The 16,824-nt window shown below is 34.7% G+C and carries 12 protein-coding genes, 1 tRNA gene and 2 pseudogenes; 6 read left to right on the forward strand and 9 right to left on the reverse strand.

Annotation, left to right across the window (positions count from 1 at the left end; all coding sequences use genetic code 11):
• A partial coding sequence (locus tag WOCAOBSORBRA_RS06170) for a hypothetical protein (protein ID WP_218939168.1) occupies positions 1 to 180 on the reverse strand: 180 nt, incomplete at its 3' end.
• Between the two features lie 17 nt (positions 181 to 197).
• Positions 198 to 3,548, reverse strand: a complete 3,351-nt coding sequence (locus tag WOCAOBSORBRA_RS02160) for a peptidase M2 (protein WP_174515806.1) — start codon at positions 3,546 to 3,548, stop codon at positions 198 to 200.
• Positions 3,549 to 3,798: 250 nt separating this feature from the next.
• Here WOCAOBSORBRA_RS02160 and WOCAOBSORBRA_RS02165 point away from each other — a divergent pair.
• From WOCAOBSORBRA_RS02165 to WOCAOBSORBRA_RS02175, 3 genes are all read left to right on the forward strand, one after another.
• Positions 3,799 to 3,871 (forward strand) — tRNA-Val (locus tag WOCAOBSORBRA_RS02165).
• Between the two features lie 26 nt (positions 3,872 to 3,897).
• The gene (locus WOCAOBSORBRA_RS02170; protein WP_006280506.1) at positions 3,898 to 4,794 is read left to right on the forward strand and encodes a cation diffusion facilitator family transporter; all 897 of its coding nucleotides are present in this window, start codon (positions 3,898 to 3,900) and stop codon (positions 4,792 to 4,794) included.
• 52 nt (positions 4,795 to 4,846) lie between these two features.
• Complete coding sequence (locus tag WOCAOBSORBRA_RS02175) at positions 4,847 to 6,724, forward strand: hypothetical protein (protein WP_174515807.1); 1,878 nt, start codon at positions 4,847 to 4,849, stop codon at positions 6,722 to 6,724.
• On the opposite strand, the gene plsY is transcribed toward WOCAOBSORBRA_RS02175, so the two are convergent.
• The 6 genes from plsY to recA form a co-directional block, all read right to left on the reverse strand.
• Entirely contained in the window at positions 6,715 to 7,293 is a 579-nt protein-coding gene (gene plsY / locus WOCAOBSORBRA_RS02180) for a glycerol-3-phosphate 1-O-acyltransferase PlsY (protein WP_174515808.1), read from the reverse strand. The genes WOCAOBSORBRA_RS02175 and plsY overlap by 10 nt on opposite strands.
• Before the next feature lie 12 nt (positions 7,294 to 7,305).
• Positions 7,306 to 8,772, reverse strand: a complete 1,467-nt coding sequence (locus WOCAOBSORBRA_RS02185; protein WP_155969383.1) for an alanine/glycine:cation symporter family protein — start codon at positions 8,770 to 8,772, stop codon at positions 7,306 to 7,308.
• Position 8,773: 1 nt separating this feature from the next.
• Positions 8,774 to 10,117, reverse strand: coding sequence for an alanine/glycine:cation symporter family protein (locus WOCAOBSORBRA_RS02190; protein ID WP_155969385.1), 1,344 nt, complete (start codon positions 10,115 to 10,117; stop codon positions 8,774 to 8,776).
• A gap of 22 nt (positions 10,118 to 10,139) precedes the next feature.
• Entirely contained in the window at positions 10,140 to 10,910 is a 771-nt protein-coding gene (locus WOCAOBSORBRA_RS02195; RefSeq protein WP_015589351.1) for a CDP-alcohol phosphatidyltransferase family protein, read from the reverse strand.
• The gene (locus WOCAOBSORBRA_RS02200) at positions 10,907 to 11,599 is read right to left on the reverse strand and encodes a phosphatidylserine decarboxylase (RefSeq protein WP_007548750.1); all 693 of its coding nucleotides are present in this window, start codon (positions 11,597 to 11,599) and stop codon (positions 10,907 to 10,909) included. Before WOCAOBSORBRA_RS02200 ends, WOCAOBSORBRA_RS02195 begins: the two co-directional genes overlap by 4 nt.
• A gap of 187 nt (positions 11,600 to 11,786) precedes the next feature.
• Positions 11,787 to 12,854: a recombinase RecA gene (gene recA / locus WOCAOBSORBRA_RS02205; RefSeq protein ID WP_010963008.1), complete on the reverse strand. Its 1,068-nt coding sequence runs from the start codon at positions 12,852 to 12,854 to the stop codon at positions 11,787 to 11,789.
• A gap of 624 nt (positions 12,855 to 13,478) precedes the next feature.
• Between recA and WOCAOBSORBRA_RS06265 the strand changes: the two are divergent.
• From WOCAOBSORBRA_RS06265 to WOCAOBSORBRA_RS02220, 3 genes and pseudogenes are all read left to right on the forward strand, one after another.
• Positions 13,479 to 13,607, forward strand: a pseudogene (locus tag WOCAOBSORBRA_RS06265) (DnaJ domain-containing protein); the annotation flags it as partial.
• A 501-nt stretch (positions 13,608 to 14,108) separates the two neighbouring features.
• Positions 14,109 to 15,455, forward strand: a complete 1,347-nt coding sequence (locus WOCAOBSORBRA_RS02215; protein WP_174515809.1) for an IS110 family RNA-guided transposase — start codon at positions 14,109 to 14,111, stop codon at positions 15,453 to 15,455.
• Between the two features lie 289 nt (positions 15,456 to 15,744).
• Positions 15,745 to 16,656 carry an Rpn family recombination-promoting nuclease/putative transposase gene (locus WOCAOBSORBRA_RS02220; RefSeq protein WP_174515810.1) on the forward strand — a complete coding sequence of 304 codons (912 nt, stop codon included), beginning with the start codon at positions 15,745 to 15,747 and terminating at the stop codon, positions 16,654 to 16,656.
• On the opposite strand, the pseudogene WOCAOBSORBRA_RS06635 reads toward WOCAOBSORBRA_RS02220, so the two are convergent.
• A pseudogene (locus WOCAOBSORBRA_RS06635) lies at positions 16,643 to 16,824 on the reverse strand (IS3 family transposase); the annotation flags it as partial. The gene WOCAOBSORBRA_RS02220 and the pseudogene WOCAOBSORBRA_RS06635 sit on opposite strands and share 14 nt — an antisense overlap.

The following is a 16,824-nucleotide window of genomic DNA, read 5'->3' on the forward strand; positions in this document are numbered from 1 at the left end:
TATAATCCTAACTATAGTTAGCCTTTCATAAGTAGCGATGCAACAAAGCCATCCCAGTGTCAAGCACTGGGATGACACCGAAGGGGCTACTCGGATGACAAACCCTGTCATTCCAGGGCGTGACGCTGGTTTCCATCCAAGACGGCAGTGCTTGACACTGGAATGACAAGAAGAGGGCACTGCCCTCCTTGTATGTATTAGATATAGGCCGAGTTGTGGTCGTGATAAATGTGATCGCTTGCGCAATCGAACATTTTCACAAAACCATTCTCTAGATAAAGATTATATTCGTGATGTTGATCTGATAATACAATATTATCTTGCTCCCCTGAATTGAAATGACTTGAATCTGACAGCAATTCGTAATTTGGATTATCTATTTTACTAATGCTGTTTATTACTTTGCCATTACCACTTGATATAGCTAAACTATAACTATCACCATCCTTCATTATCTTGATGGACACCTTATCTTCAGGTAACACTATAAGCTTCTTTGTGCCACTATCGTGGATTACGAATTTGCCTTTTTCAAAATAGTATTTGTCTTCCGGCAAAGCACCAACCTTATAATCTGATGTGTGCAGTTTGTTCCAAAAATCTAACACAGATTGCTTTTCTGCTCCTTCCGCTCTATCATACAAGGCTTTCACATCATTATAATTTATCGTTACATTTGCCTTATGCTTCCCTTCTGAGTCCTGCTCGTAGCTCTTTTCTATTTTGAGAATTGTGTCTTTTAATACTACCTGTTCTTGCTCTTTCTCCTCCACTGAAGCTGACCTTTTTGCCCTTGTTGGAATTTGTGGCTGATCAGACTGCATTTCACTATTGTCGTTTGATGCAGTTTTCTCTTCAGCAGCTTGTGCAACAACATTAGTAGTACTATGAACTTCTGTCTTAGTTTCACTTACTTGCCCTTTTGGACTTTCGGTTTGTTTCTCTTTTGTAAATATTCTCTGATAGTCCGTGTAGCCTCTATTAGTATCACCGATATCGCCACTGCCTTGATCAAAAGTTATTTTTTTACTTCCATTTCCCATATCTTCAATTTCAACTTGAGGAGAAACAGATGCTAGGAAATCGTTATAACTGTAGTTGTAGTCAGCAGAAAAGAATATTTTCCCTTTGAAATTGTGAAAGTTATTAGACAACATTCCAATTTCTTCATCACCATCAAACAATTTTACTTTAGTGAAATATGTTTGATCTTTTATTCTAACTATTTCACCGCTGGAGTTTCTTTGTATGTGATAATCATTTGGGTCGTACTTTATAGCAAAAAGTTTGCCAGAGCCATATTTCTCTAAGTTTATAAGGCCCACATTTACATGTTTATGGGAATAATCTCTCTTTTCATATTCATGTGCAAATATTGGATCTATGTATCTATATTCATCTGATATATTTGGCATACCTATTGGATGTTCATTTCCATCTTTCGTCACCGGAACAAGCTTATATGTTCCGTCTTTTTCCACTAATTTTAGATGAGTAATACTTTGTGGTAGTTGAAACCTTACATTTGCTCCATGGTCATGAATAAATAGATCACCTTTTTCGGTAATATAAAAGCCCATATTTTTGAATGTATGTAAATTTTCGCCTCCTTGTTTTACAACCGCTTCGTGTACATCGTCGTCTGTCCTATCTGTTCCCTTATTATCCAGTAGTTTTCCTTTTTCTACGATTACTCCATTTGCCTTTTGCTCATCAGAATATTGGGCATGCTCTGAATCCTGATGATTCAAAATTTTGGTACCTCTAAGGAGCAGAGAATCTAAATCTTTTTGGATGTGTCCAGTGCTAGGATGCAACAATTCATTTTCATGTAAATGCGCCTCATCAAAGTATTCATCACGTTCAACTGTTCTGCCATCTATTAGGGAAGCTTTATAATGACCGTTTTCTTTTGTAACTGCCATGTAAGCACCACCATCATATTGGGTATTTAAGTTGTGCAATATATCCTCAAAAATGAAAGTTTCTTTAGTTTGGCCTTCAACTTGCTTAAAAAATCCTGATTCGCTCAATAATTCTCCAAGCTTTGTATTTCCGTCATATATAGACAGTGCACCCATATCTCCTTGACCATGAGCTTGCATAGAAAAAATCTTACCTTCTTGTGGATCAATATGAGTACCTCTGATTAAGTTTGGATCGATATTGACCAGCCCATCTAATATTTTTGCTGCTTGGGAATTATTTTCAATCTTATCAACAGCTTTGTTTTTTAGTTGATCAAACTTTAAAAATGCTGGTCTGTATTTTGTATTTTCCTCATTATGTAACTCTTCAATAGTAATCTCTCCTTTATGATATTTTTGATACATTTCACCACGTTCTTTATTCAAATTATCAAATTCATCTACCTGATTCTTAATTTCTGTATCATATTTTGATAATATCCTTAAAGCCTGATTTTTATACTCTTGACTGTTTCGATATTCATTACCTTGTTGGTCAGAGTAAGTTAGTTTATCCTGTCCATCGGAAGTTTTTACTACCTTGAGGAAATGATATTCCTTTGATATATCAAGTGTATCATTTGTTGCCCTATTTATAGCACGAGCAACATCATAAAATGCAACGTGTTCTACAGGAGAAAAACTTCCAACGTTTTCTCCATCCATTTTTTCTATATTTGCTTTATAGTAGGATACGTTTTTAATTTCTCCACCCACTATTTCTTGACCAATTGCTATGAAATCTCCTTTTGTAACTTGCAAAGCGTTGAGATGTTCCATTGCAGTTTCTGTATCATTCTCAGCAAGCCAACTTTTGAAGTCAGTATCGTGTCCTTTTATGTCTTTCAAGAAACTTTTTGACTCATCTGAGTTACCTTGACGTAAAGCATCTAGGTAGTCTCTTAATAAACTAGGATCTTTTTCCTGTAAGTACATTATCAACGCATGACCTGTTTTATAAACCAAGCTATTTGCTTCGCTGTCCTTTGAGTATTCTAAACTTAAAATTTTATCTAAATCCAAATTTGCAGCTTCAGTTTTGTCGATACTTGATCCTTGAGAATTGAATTTATGATCTGAATGATGCTCAAAGTAGTCTGCAATTCCTTCCATTAATACTGTAGGTAAAGATTTGCCTCCTGTAGCCAAGTAAGTTAAACCATGTGCAAATTCATGCTGAAGGTTATGAATGCCACCTTGCTGGTAGACGTACATTTCAGCAAAAACGTCAGCTTTCCCTTTGTAGTAACATTTACCACCTTCGTCTCCAAGGTAAGAACCGAAACGCTCGCTTCCGCCAAGGTGAGTGTAATCATCCTTGTCATCAAACATGTAAATTTTAAATGTTTGTTCTGAACTGCCGCGTTCTAACTCGAATGCGTTTTTAAAATTAGTAGCTGTTTCTCTTATCTCACTTTCAATGTTAGCAACTTTACTTGCTCTTAAATTGTGAGAATAAACCTCTACTTTAATATTTAAATCTTCAACTTCTATAACATGTGGCGAATTAAACCCTTTGCCGTTATTGTTGAAATATTCTGCTTTAATTATATTTTTATTTACTTGTTGACTAATTGTCATAATTTTAACCTCTAATTTGCTGATCTTTCAATATCAAGCATAAAGTAATTTCCCTAAAAAAAACGTAAATCCCTGTATTAATATAATTTATATCTTAATAAATAAAGTATAGATAGTTAACTTAATATGTAAAATTTAGAATATGGCTGAAATTCTATACAGCTATATTCCGGAATCACATTGGACAAGGACAAAAGCAAAGTGGTTTATTGACTTTCATTCCACCAAAGCACTATACTAAAACCACGATGGGTAATTAGCTCAGTTGGTAGAGCACTTGCTTGACGTGCAAGCGGTCGCTGGTTCGAACCCAGTGTTACCCACGTTTTTGTTTATGAAAAGATTTTATATGACAGCAGTGCATAACGGTAAACACTCAGCAGCGCAGTCCAAGCGCTTAATCTATTCCATAATAATAGTTGCGATAACAATGTTTATGGAAATAGTAGGTGGAATAATTTCACATTCGCTTGCTCTATTATCAGATGCAGGGCATATGCTCACTGACCTCTTTGCCTTGGTTTTAAGCTGGTTAGCACATAGGTTTTCAGCTAAGAAATCCGATTTGCAGAGATCATACGGATATCATCGGTTGCAGATAATTGCAGCATTTGTTAATGGTTTAACTCTATTCCTCATTGCAGTAATCATTATAATTGAGTCAATAAAGAGGTTTATTTTTCCAGTCAATGTTGAGTGGAAAGTAATGTTAATAATTGCTACACTCGGTCTTGTCTCTAACATAATAGTCTTTTTTATATTACATAGTAAATGCGAGAGCAATATAAACATAAAAAGTGCTGTACTACACGTTATAGGAGATATTTTAGGTTCTGTAGCTGCTATACTTGCATCTATAATTATCATGCTTACTGGATGGCAAATAGTAGATCCAATCTTATCAGTATTTGTTAGTGTGATAATTCTAAATAGCGGCTATAAAATTCTCAAAAATTCTTGCCATATACTCCTTGAAGGTACGCCTGAGGGTATATCTGCTGAAGAGATAAAAAGTAAGATCACATCAGAATTACCTGAAGTGATAGATGTGCACCACATACATACATGGTCGCTGTCTGATAATTATTTTATAATTACCATGCATGCTAAAATAAAGCAAAATGTGCAGCACACCAATGTTTTATATGAAATAAAAAAAATATTGCTAGATAAGTTCGAGATAGCACACTCTACAGTCGAGATCGAATACGATGAGTGTGCGGATAATAAGATACTTAAACATTGACGTTTTAAATTATTATGCTATTACTAGAGTGTAATGATGTTGAAGGTAAGCTATGATAGGTATTTCTCAAATACAATTTCCTTCAAAGGATTCTAGTAAGCTAAAATTTGTTAGCTACTTTGGAGCTTTTGTCTCGTTAAGCATTATCACTAATCCTGTTAATGTTCTTTTTTCTCTTGGTACTATGTTCTTCAGGTCTGAAATTAAAACTCTTTATATCTACAAAGAAATAAAAACGGCAAAACAGCAAAAAATGAGCAAAAGGGAATATTGGGAAATATTTTTTAAAAACAATACAATCAAGGTAGCAGCCTTCCTCTTGTTTTTTGCTTTCATAACATATCTAACTTTCACTACCACTTTCTTGCTTATTTCGTTACTGGGAACTATACCACTTACAATGCTATTAATTTTATTGCAGAGTGAACTAAGGCCAAAAGATTTTAACCCATTTACGCTGCTTAAAGCTTCTATAAATTTCTTTTTGGAAGGTATAAAAGAGAATTTACGTGGTATGGTTAATAGTTTTGATGTTAAGCTTGAACATTTACTGCCCCATCAATTAAATGATGATATCATTAAAAATATTGATAAATTAAAAGGTAAGTATAGTGAACAAGTACCTGAAGACGTAATCAAAAATGATGAATATATTCAATTCATTGGATATATAAACAATTCATATGAGTTTAGTGATGAGGATAAAGGAAGAGTAATTGCATTTTTAGATGACTTTTGCAAAGATGATCAAAAGCATAGCTCCGGCTTTACAGGTGGGCAGGTTCTGCTTTTAGTTTTAAGGGCTTGCAATGATGGAGACGGAGAAGCCGTTAAGAGTAAAAAGGATGCATTGATTTCTAATTTAATTGATAGCCAAACTTTCTCTAGAAAAGAGCGAATTCCTAACACTTGCTTCACCGGTATTATCTATAGAATGTTAAGCACGCTAGAGGGTATTCATCCTGATCCAGAAATTAGATTTACTCCCCCAAGGGAAATGTTGCTCTCAGAAGCACAAAATAAAGCACGTGAGTTTATGTTAGACAGGTTAAAAAACAAGAAAAACAATAAAGAAATTCTTAAGGCTTGGTATGACGTTCAAAATGGTTATGAAGACGATGAAAGTCAAAAAATAGTTGATGATTTTATTTCAGAAGTAAGTATTCCTTTAATGAGAAAATTATTGAGTATTACTTCTCAATATAGTGAACAAATTGTGCTGACGTTAATGAAAAATATTAGCTCTATAAAGTTAAATAAATTACAATGTTGTGAGCTGGTTCAGCACATGAGAAATAAACTGCAGGAGCATGATTTAGATGACCAAGAAAGTTTACTCGAAAACATCGGAAAAAAAGTATTCTTAGAGCTATTAAATCGAGATCTACTCGAGACAGATTTTTCTCTCAAGGATTCATCTTTGGATGGAGCTAAGAGAATAGCTAATAAGATAATAGAAGAAGAAGTAGCAGAATTTAAGTTAAAGGCTGAGAAGACTATTGAAGGTCAGATAATTAGCATGTTAGATGGGTTAAGAATGCTCCCAAGAGAAAAAAGATGTTATAGGGTATATGTAGAACTCAGTAAAAATAACGAAAATGATAAGGAAAAAATAAAGAAAATTTTGCAAGAAAGGTTAAAAGTAACAAAAGCAGCAATGGATGAAATGTTAAAAAAAGGAGCTTCACATAAGCTAGAGTTAGAAATTGAAAGTGTATATGAAGGAAATAAAGATCACGTTACTCAACTTTATGAAAAAATAAGAGAAACAAAAAAGGAATTCATTGAAGATGGTCTTTTAACACCTCAAGAAGTAGAGAATATAACAAAAGCAAAAATCATAGACTTAAACAAAGAGGACAAAATCATACCGTCAAGCAATTTGTCTCGTAGTTTAAGTGTCAATAATTTGGCAGTACATTATCTATAAAATTTATACTCTTTACCTTGCAGAAGATTCACAATATTTCTGTGGTGTTTTAGGAAGACCAGTGCTCCTATAATTAGTAATGTTACGAACAAATTCCTCTGAAAAAAAAAGGACCATGCTACAGCCGTTGAAGTAGCACTGAGTGAAGCAAGGGAAGAGTATCTAAAGGCAAGAAAGACTATTATCCAAATTATTACGAATACTAAAGTAATATCGATGTTAAATGCTATCAGTATCCCTAGAGTGGTTGCAACGCCCTTTCCTCCACTGAATTTTAGCCAAATAGGAAACATGTGTCCTAAAACTGCTAAAATTGCAGATACATATATATAAAAATCGTTATTATCACAAAATTGTTGTGCTATATAAACGGCAATAAATCCCTTAAAGGAATCCAGAAATAATGCCAAAGCAGCAAGAAATTTATTTCCCGTCCTTGCAACGTTTGTAGCACCAATGTTTCCTGAACCTACTTCTCTTAAGTTTATCCCTTTTATTCTTGTAATGATTAAGCTAAACGGTATTGAACCGAGTATGTAGGACAGCATAAGGACTACATACTTTTCCATTATACCAAGAACCTAATTAATTTTATTATTCCTCAGCCTTTTTAGGTAGCACTGAACTTCATCGTTAATCTGATTACTAAACAGTATAAGCGCTGTCATGTTGATGAGAGCTAAACAAGAGAATAAAGTTCCACCGATATTGGCAATAGCCATTATATCTTTAGAAAGACCAGAGAAAAACGCCACAATTATTACCGCTATGCGGTATATCACTATACTTTTTGCACCGAATAAATATAGCCACCCCATTTCACAACAATATACAAACGAAATTACTGAAGAAAATGCAAACAAAGGAGCAGCTACTGTTAGAAGGATAGGAAACCATGGAGAAACTGTCTCAAATGCTTTGTGAGTAATTAATATTCCCTCACCAACACCTGTTTGGTATGCACCTGTTATTACTATTGTTATTCCTGTTAAACAGCAAATTAACATTGTGTCAAAGCATGGTTCTATCATAGCGACTAGTCCAGTTCTTACTGGTTCTTCATCTTTAGTTGTTGCATGAGTAATTGAAGCAGAACCAACACCTGCTTCGCTGGCAAAGATTGCCCTTTGAATTCCAGCAACAAATGCTCCTACCATCCCTCCGCCAACAGCATTGAAATCTATCATAGTGGAAAATAATATTTTCAACGTATAACCAAGGTTATGAATATTAAATGCAATAATAATAATACAACTAAAGATATATATAAGTGACATAATAGGCACTAGTGCAGAAGATACTCTAGCTATCCTTTTAATTCCGCCAATAATCACTAGAGCAAGCAGCGCAGAAATTATGGAAGAAAGAAACCAAGAGTGACCATCTACCCAACTTGAATAGCCAGATAATATTGAAACCATTTGGTTGGTTTGAAACGCTACACTTCCACCAAGACCTGATAATACAAAGAATACTGCATACATGGCAGCCAGCACAATACCAAGTTTTTTAAATCCAAATTCCTCCAGACCATTCCTTATATACTGAAAGGGACCACTAAACAATTGGTCCTGATCTTCTGTTCTATGTCTAAACGCCAACGTTACCTCAGCAAATTTTGCTGACATACCAAAAAAACCTGTAATCATCATCCAAGGCACCGCTCCTGGTCCACCCATTGAAACTGCAATTGCGACTCCAGCAACAGTTCCAAGGCCTACTGTGCTTGAAAGTGCAGTCATAAATGCCTGAAAATGCGTAATATGACCATCATGGTGATTCGTGTCATATTTTCCACATAAAATAGCAAACGCATGCTTAAACATTCTTATGTTGAGAAATCCAAAACGTAATGTTAGAAACACATAACCAAAAACTAGTAGAAGGATTATAAATGGCACGTAAAGGATCTTGAAAAACAGTACTTCATTCATGAAGTTATTTATTCCATTCAACACAGCGTCATAACTTTCGTAAAAACCTGAAGCAGCGTACACATCATTAAACAATAGGCAAAATAACACCATACAAAGCAATCTATAAATCATGTTAATACCCTTTAGAATTGTAATAAGAATCTATTGTATTCAAAACTTCCCTTCTTAGTAGATATATTGCAACAGCATTTGGAATCATAAGGCACATAAACAAACTGTCACCTAGATAAGATATAAATTCTATATTCTTTGACATACAGCTGATATACACTGAAACCACTATAAGAATTTGGAACGGTATCAGTATTTTTTTACTACCAAATAAATACAGCAAAGCAACTTCACAGTAGTAACAATAAGCTATTATTGTGGAAAATGCAAAGGAAAACATCATTAGCGGAAAAACTAACTTGCTGAACAAGGGCAAAGCTGTTGAAAATATCGAACTAATTAGTGTAATATCACCCACGTTATCAGTGCTATGCATACCAGTGATAATTATCACAATACCAGTCAAAAATGAGATTAATATTGTGTCTATAAGTGGTGCAATCATTGCAACGCACCCAACTTTAATTGGATCTTCTTCTTTTACAGCTGAATGTGCTATAGCTGCTGTTCCGGTACCTGCTTCGTTAGCAAACACTGATCTTCTCACTCCGGCTATTAATCCGCTCAATACTCCGCTTCCTATAGCTGATTTATTGAAGATATCTTGGAATATTATGGATAGAGCATTCAGCAAATTACTTCCGTTTACATAAATTAAATATATACACATACCCACATATAGCACTATCATAACTGGTGTTAAGCTCGTTGAAACGAAAGCAATGCGCTTTATTCCTCCCAATATTACAATAAAGACAAGCAGGGATATAATAATGGATGCGTTGTATTCTAGGAGGTTATTTGATAGTGCTGCTATTTGATTTGCTTGAAATGGTATACCGCCCAAAATCATTGCAATAAGTAGCATAATCGCATAAGTGAAGGCAAGAAATCTACCAGTTTTTGCAAATCCAATTTTTGCAAGCCCGTACTTCATGTAATAAAAAGCCCCGCCAGTTGTATTTTCAGAGCGATAAGTAAATGCAAGCACCACCTCGGCAAACTTTATCGACATACCAAGTATTCCGGTAATTACCATCCAAAAAACTGCACTTGGGCCCCCTATTGTGATAGCTATTGCAACTCCTGATATTGTTCCAAGACCAACTGTTCCTGAAATTACTGTTGCAAACGCTTGAATATGAGTGATTATGCCATTGTTGCTGTTATTACACTTTAGATTGAATAGCGTCTGTATTCCATATTTAAGTAACCTAAAGTTAATGAATTTGAACTGGGCAGTACAAAAGATTCCAGTTGCAATTACCCAAATAATTATAAATGGAATGTTGAATATCTTTATATACAGAAATGAATTTAATAGTTCACTTATCTTCAAAATCATGCAGTTTTCTATTTTTTGTTAGCTAACGAGTTTTATATGTAAAATATATGTAAAACCCGATGCTTATTGGAATAGTAAGTGTATACACTATACCTAAAATTGGTAGAGTCATCCAGGGCTTACTGATGAAAAATACAATAAGTACTCCAAAAAATGACACAAATATATAGGATAGGCTTTTGGGAATATAAATATATTTTGCAGAGAAAGTTGGAATGTGACTTATCGAAAAAAATGAAATGGCCAGAAAGTAACAAGCTACGTTTCTTGTGTTAAAAAATCGCTCTATGAGAAGTAAGTATTCACTCTCATGAGATTGAAAGGTAATAATTATTGGTAACAAAGAAAGTAAAGCACACACTGGAGCTGGAACACCAGAAAAGAAAAATTTTTCCCAGTATGGTTGTTCTGAGTGTAGCGAAACATTAAATCTTGCAAGTCTTATTGATATGCAGATTACGTATATCATTACTAAAATCCAACCTATGACTTTGATTTCGTTTAGCTTCCAAAAATACAAAAGAAATGCAGGCGCTGCACCAAAATTTAGAAAATCTGCAAAAGAATCAAGTTGGGCTCCAAAATCGCTAGTTGATTTTAGAATTCTAGCTATTCTGCCATCCATTCCATCTATTATTGCTGCAATGATGATAAAAATTACTGAGAATTCCCATTGTTCATTAAATGTAAATTTAAGTGAAGTGAGACCAGAACATAAACCCAATAAAGTTATAAAGTTTGGGAATAATTTAGTAATAGGTAAGAATCTACTGTTACTTCCATCGTTATTCATATAACGTCAAAAGTAAGCTTCTCTTGAACGTTTTCCTTATTTAAGTTTGCTATAATTGTTTCACCACCAATAACAGTTTGCCCTTCTGAAACTCTGACTTCTGTATCAGCAGGAACATAGATATTCACTCTACTGCCAAACCTTATAATTCCAAACCTTTCACCTGCTTTTACGTTCTGGGATATTCCTAAATTACAAACGATACGACGTGCAATTAATCCAGCTATTTGCTCCACAATAATTTCTTTCCCCTTTTCGTATTCAATTACAATAACCTGCTTTTCATTTTCATTACTAGACCTATTGCTCATTGCGGATACAAACTTGCCTTTTTTATAACTCATTTCCTTTATCGTACCAGATATTGGTATACGGTTCACATGGACGTTCAAAACACTTAAAAATATGCTAACAAGCGTAAACTTCTTCTCCTCTCCGTTTTCTGCTGATAAAGGATAATTAACTTCTTCAATTTTTGAAATCACACCATCAGCAGGACTTAATATAAGATTCTTATTGTTTGGCACAGCTCTTGCTGGATCACGAAAGAAATAAGTACACAATAATGTCGGAAACAAGCACGTAACGCCAAACCCCCAAGATATAGAGAATGCTATACACGTTACTATAAAGGAAACTACTATAAATGAATAACCTTCCCTGTTTATATTAGGTAAACCAAAACACATAATCTTATTAACAATAACCTATTGTTAACAATTTATCATTTATAATTTCTCATGAAAAGCTTTTTTTAACTGCTTCAGCAAAGTCTTTTTGATACAAGGTAACATTACAGATTGTTATATTAGCACATAGAATTACCGTCATACTGTAACAACCCGTCCAACACAAAATCTAATGCCTAAGTTTAGATCAGAAAACTGATTCTTCTAAAAGTTGCTCACTATCCTCGTCTATTATGATAGAATTATCATGATTTCTGAGTAAATCTCTGATTTTCGTTTCTATTTCATTTGCGACTTCTTTGTTTGTTTTTAGGTAAGTTTTTACATTCTCTCTTCCTTGCCCAAGACGTGTGTTGTTATATGAATAGTAAGCGCCTGCTTTTTCAAGCACACCAAGCTTTGCTCCCATATCTATTATTTCTCCGAGTTTTGATATACCTTCATTGTACATTATATCAAATTTCGCTTCTCTAAATGGAGGAGCAACTTTATTTTTTACAACTTTAACTCTTGTTTCATTACCTGTAATATTTTCTTTGTCTTTTATTACACCAACTTTTCTTATATCAAGCCTTACAGAAGTATAGAATTTTAATGCATTTCCACCCGTGGTAGTTTCAGGATTTCCATACACTACTCCTATTTTCATACGAATTTGATTAATAAATATCAATATACAGTTCGCTTTTGAAACGGCAGAGGTTAGTTTCCGTAGCCCATGACTTAGAAGCCTTGCTTGCAGCCCCATATGTTGATCACCCATATCACCTTCAATTTCAGCTCTTGGAGTTAATGCTGCGACAGAGTCAATAACTATCACATCAACCGCACCAGAACACACTAAATACTCAACAATATGCAACGCCTGCTCTCCAGTGTCTGGTTGTGAAATCACTAAATCATCAGTGCTTACCCCAAGTTTACGAGCATATAAGACATCCAATGCATGTTCTGCATCGATAAATGCGCATGATCCTCCTTTTTTTTGTGCTTCAGCAATCACGTGCAAGGCAAGAGTGGTTTTACCAGAACTCTCGGGGCCAAATATTTCAATTATACGCCCTTTTGGCAGACCTCCAACACCTAGAGCCGAATCAAGCGCAATTGATCCTGTGGATATTGTGTCTATTTTTTCTACAGGGTTTTGCTTCAACTTCATTATTGCACCTTTACCGAATGCTTTTTCAATCTGGCTTATTGCGTTATCTAGCGCTTTTTGTTTATCACTATTTCTTTCTTCTGGGTTACTTGCCATAGATCATTTATTAATTTATATAATTCTCTATGATAATCAAACGCGAATAACCTGCCAAGGTTTTTCTAGTATTTATGTATTATTTCAATGAAAAATATTAACGTTTTCATAAAGCAGATATTTGTTTGCCTTCGTTAGTAACACACTATACTTTAGTGTACGAACGTTGCAATTTGCAGCATAGCAGGTGGTGTCATCCAAGTAGCCAACACTGAAATGACTAAATTCGAAATGGCTACATGAATTTATTGTAAATTACTACCGTATAAGGTGCGATGCAACAAAGCCATTCCAGTGTCAGCTACTTGAATGACACCTCTTAGATGGGTCAGCTACTCAGATCTGCCATGAAAACTGCAACCCTAAATGTTGGAGCACTGTCGTACACTAAGCGCTGTAATGACAATTTTAGTCGCTTCATACACTTATCATGCTAGTCATAACAGAAATAATTTTTACCAAAGATATTTATGAAATAATTGACATAGTTTGGAAATATGTATATTATAGAACATTAATAGTTAGTTAATTTGTAGGTGTAATGTGGCTAGAAATGTTTTGAATGAAAATGAGTACCACGCTTTAAAGCAGTTGTTTTTAACATTTAATATTCAAAAGGAGGATGTGGTAAATTCTGACATTAAGAATATTAAGAAAAAGCTTAGTCAACAATACCGTAAATTATCGTTAAAATATCACTCAGATAAAAACCCAAACAATAAAGAAGCGGAGGAGAAATTTAAGGTTATTGCATTAAATAAGCCATTTTTTGAAGAATTTATAATAGAGCCATTGGAGAAAGGTCTCAATAAAAGAAATAATTTAATAAAAGAATTACGCGGTAAGTTGTGGAGTCGCAGTTATGAAGAATTGCAAAAATACTTAGATGATAAGTGCAGAAATAAACTCTATAATAAGCAGCAGTCAATTAACAATAATGTAACTGCTTATGTAAAATATTCTTCTTATTCAAATCTCTTAGGAGCGTCGAACAAGAAAAAAATCTTGTTAAACCGGAAAGAAACTATTTCTTCACTTCCATAGCAATTTTTATATATAATTTATCAAGAAGTACTTCTGCAGTTATAACCGACTGATCAATGGTGCTTAAGTGCCCGTTTAGGAGCGTGGTTTTGGAGGAACGGTTAAACCACTGATGGAGTCTATTATGACTACCTCGATTAGAAGATTGTATAATCTAACCGTCCCAAGCTTAAGTGCTTCTCCATTATAAGTTATAGTAGGATAATTACCATGATAAAGGCAAAAAGTAAACTAGAAATAGTGAATCCTGATACAGCAGGAATTGATATCGGCTCAGCTGTACATTATGTATGTGTACCTGAAGGAAGAGATGAACAACGTGTCAAAAAATTTGGATGCTTTACAGTTGATCTTCATAACTTAGCAGGGTGGTTAAAGAAATGTAAAGTTAGAACAGTAGCTATGGAATCAACAGGAGTATATTGGATTCCTTTGTTTCAAATACTTGAGTCATATGGATTTGAGGTAAAATTGGTAAATGCACGATATATTAAGAACGTGCCTGGTAGAAAATCCGACGTTCAAGACTGTCAATGGTTACAACAATTACACAGCTATGGATTACTCCATGGGTCGTTTAGACCTGATGATCAAATGTGTGTGTTGCGTAATTACGTTAGGCAACGTAGCAACCTGATTGAAAGTGCATCCACACATATTCTACGTATGCAAAAAGCGTTAATTCAAATGAACGTTCAATTACACAAAGTCATAAGTGATATTACTGGAGTGACCGGTATGCAAATTATCAAAGCAATAATTGAAGGTGAAAGGAATCCTGAAAAATTATCAGAATTGAGAGATGTACGGATAAGAAATGATAGATCTACCATGGCAAAAGCGCTAAAAGGCGACTACAGAAAGGAACTCTTATTTGTGTTAAAGCAAGAATTTGAATTGTATAATATTTATCAGGAAAAAATAGCAGAATGCGACAAAAGCATCGAACAATATTACAAAACATTTGAAACAAAATCTGACGAGAATAAGCGATGCAGCAAAATAAAGAATAGGTTTTCAAAAAACAGACCAGACTTTCCTTTACACGAAGAACTGTATAGAGTAACCGGTATTGATTTTACTAAAGTTCCTGGGCTTGATGTGCTAACTATACAAACAATTATCTCAGAAGTTGGTTTGAACCACGATAAATGGCCATCAGAGAAGCACTTTACTTCTTGGTTGGGGCTAAGTCCTGCTAATAAAGTTACAGGGGAAAAAGTATTTGGGACGAGAACTCGCAAAGTTATTGCTCGTGCTGCAAATGCTTTTAGGATGGCTGCCCAGTGTGTGTCAAGAAGCAACAGTGGGATTGGTGCATATTGCAGAAGGTTAAAAAAACGACTAGGAGCACCGAAAGCGATTACCGCTACGGCTAGGAAATTGGCGTGCATTTTTTATAGTATGCTAAAGTATGGACAGGAATATGTAGAGAAGGGCATTGATTACTATGAAAAGTTATATAAGGAAAAAATAGTGAAGACTCTAAGCAAGAAAGCTAGTGAATTTGGTTATGTCTTGATTAAAAAAGAGCTACTAGCAGAAAGAGTTTCTTAGAAGATTAGCCTCTCACACCAAAAATAGGTATTTTTGAAGTTTTTTATAGCTACTAAATTCATGAATTCATTTGCCGGGGTTTTTAGGCGCTTTATGATGGGGATATAAAAAGATGTACAAAAGGACGTCTAAGGTGCGTAGTAGCATTCTAGGATCATCTATGAAGGTAGTTTTTTGCCAACTCTTGAAATTCAGCTAAATTTACCACTTTAATAGACCTCAGCATAAAAGAGTTGAATATTTCTTCAGAATTGTGTATAATTATTAATGCTTTTTAGGTATTCTTGCTATGGCTCTTTCTAAGTTTCTCAATCCAAAATTAGACTTAACCTTCAAAAAGGTCTTTGGTACCGAAAGAAATAAAAACATTCTTATTCACTTCCTCAATGATATCTTAGGATTTACCGGGATAGATACTATACAAGAAGTTGAGTTTCTTAGCACCTATATGGATCCTGAAGTCGCCTCTGATAAACAAAGCATTGTTGACGTCCTTTGCAAGGATTCTAGTGGGTTCAGATACGTGATTGAGATGCAGCTCGCTCGTGATAGAGGCTTTGAGAAACGCGCTCAGCTATATGCTGCTAAAGCTTATTCAAGGCAGGTTGGAAAAGGTGGCGAGTACATCGATTTAAAAACAGTATTCTTTATTGCTATTTCCGATAATACGCTATTTCCTGAGGAGGTTGAGTATATTTCCACTCATAATATACGAGATATAAAAACCAACGGACATTACTTAAAAGATTTTCAGTTTGTCTTTATTGAGTTGCCTAAATTCGCAAAAAACAAAGTAGAGCAGCTAGAAAGTACAATAGAGCGCTGGTGCTTTTTTTTCAAGTATGCAGAAGATACTACAGATGAAGACCTAAAAGATATTGCAGAAAAATCGCCAATAATAAAGCTAGCATACGATGAGTTAGACAAGTTTCGCTGGAATGAGAAAGATCTGATAGCGTACGAAGAAAGGATAATGGATCTGCGGAAAGAAGAAGGCATCCTCGCTCAAAAACTTGATGATGCTAGAGAAGAAGGTAGAGAAGAAGGCATCCAAATCGGGCATGAAAAGGGCAGGGAGAAAGGGAAAGAGGAAGGCAGAAAAGAAGAAAAAATTGAAGTCGCAAAAAACCTACTTAAGGCTGGTGTTTCCATTGATATCACCTCCCAAATAACCGGCCTTCCTCAATATGCTCTTTTATGAAAAAATATTTTACTCTTTTTGACTGGCCAGGGCTTTTTTTAAAATGTCTCTTTCTCTTGTTACTTTTGCTAACTCTTTCTGTAAATCAAATCTCTCTTTGTCATAAGGTGCTACATCTGGAAATGCATTTGCCGCTGACTTTTTTTCGTTATATTTCTTCATCCATTT

It is taken from the genome of Wolbachia endosymbiont of Cardiocondyla obscurior, from assembly GCF_902713635.1.
Lineage (GTDB): Bacteria > Pseudomonadota > Alphaproteobacteria > Rickettsiales > Anaplasmataceae > Wolbachia > Wolbachia pipientis.

Bases quoted from the DNA above. Each gene is read 5' to 3' on its own strand.
- WOCAOBSORBRA_RS02175 (WP_174515807.1), top strand. From the start codon at position 4,847: ATGATAGGTATTTCTCAAATACAATTTCCTTCAAAGGATTCTAGTAAG.
- WOCAOBSORBRA_RS02195 (WP_015589351.1), bottom strand. From the start codon at position 10,910: ATGAATAACGATGGAAGTAACAGTAGATTCTTACCTATTACTAAATTA.
- WOCAOBSORBRA_RS02190 (WP_155969385.1), bottom strand. From the start codon at position 10,117: ATGATTTTGAAGATAAGTGAACTATTAAATTCATTTCTGTATATAAAG.
- WOCAOBSORBRA_RS02200 (WP_007548750.1), bottom strand. From the start codon at position 11,599: ATGTGTTTTGGTTTACCTAATATAAACAGGGAAGGTTATTCATTTATA.
- plsY (WP_174515808.1), bottom strand. From the start codon at position 7,293: ATGGAAAAGTATGTAGTCCTTATGCTGTCCTACATACTCGGTTCAATA.
- WOCAOBSORBRA_RS02220 (WP_174515810.1), top strand. From the start codon at position 15,745: ATGGCTCTTTCTAAGTTTCTCAATCCAAAATTAGACTTAACCTTCAAA.
- WOCAOBSORBRA_RS02185 (WP_155969383.1), bottom strand. From the start codon at position 8,772: ATGATTTATAGATTGCTTTGTATGGTGTTATTTTGCCTATTGTTTAAT.
- WOCAOBSORBRA_RS02160 (WP_174515806.1), bottom strand. From the start codon at position 3,548: ATGACAATTAGTCAACAAGTAAATAAAAATATAATTAAAGCAGAATAT.
- WOCAOBSORBRA_RS02215 (WP_174515809.1), top strand. From the start codon at position 14,109: ATGATAAAGGCAAAAAGTAAACTAGAAATAGTGAATCCTGATACAGCA.
- WOCAOBSORBRA_RS02170 (WP_006280506.1), top strand. From the start codon at position 3,898: ATGACAGCAGTGCATAACGGTAAACACTCAGCAGCGCAGTCCAAGCGC.
- recA (WP_010963008.1), bottom strand. From the start codon at position 12,854: ATGGCAAGTAACCCAGAAGAAAGAAATAGTGATAAACAAAAAGCGCTA.